At 28.8% G+C, this 569-nt stretch carries 1 protein-coding gene; it reads right to left on the bottom strand.

Annotated features, from left to right (window positions below):
* On the bottom strand, positions 1-569 hold a 569-nt coding region (locus AMN80_RS04840; RefSeq protein ID WP_075520854.1), incomplete at both ends, for an ABC transporter ATP-binding protein.

Here is a 569-nt window from a genome sequence, read left to right as displayed (position 1 = left end):
TCTTTCATCATTAAAATACTTTTGCAAAGCCTTTTTACTTCATTCATATTATGGGAAGCAAGCAAGATTGACATTTTTTTTTCTGATGAAATTTTTTCTATGAAAGTTCTGACAAAATCTCCTGTTTCTGGATCTAATGAAGCTGTTGGCTCATCTAATAATAAAATGTCTGGATCATTAACTACTGCTTTTGCAAGACTGACTCTATTTTTTTGACCTGAAGAAAGTTCACCAGTTTTTTTATTTATAAATTCACTCAACCTTAATGTTTCAGTAAGATAATCAATACGATTATTTATACCATTGACAGAATATAATTTACCATAAACCATTAGATTTTCTTTGACAGTAAGTTTCTTTGGTAACTCAATATAAGGAGAAATAAAATTCATTTTTTTTAGAAGATTTATTCTATTCTTTTCAACATTAAGACCATTTATTATGACCTCACCACTTGTTGGTTTTAATAAGCCTAACATCATACCAATCGTTGTAGTTTTGCCACACCCATTTGGACCTAGTAAACCGAGAATTTCACTTTCATTTATGCTAAAACTAATTTCTTTTAC

Origin of the sequence: Candidatus Pelagibacter communis (assembly GCF_001179985.1) — a bacterium.
Taxonomy (GTDB): domain Bacteria; phylum Pseudomonadota; class Alphaproteobacteria; order Pelagibacterales; family Pelagibacteraceae; genus Pelagibacter; species Pelagibacter ubique_J.
This window is presented reverse-complemented; position numbering and strand designations above follow the sequence as displayed.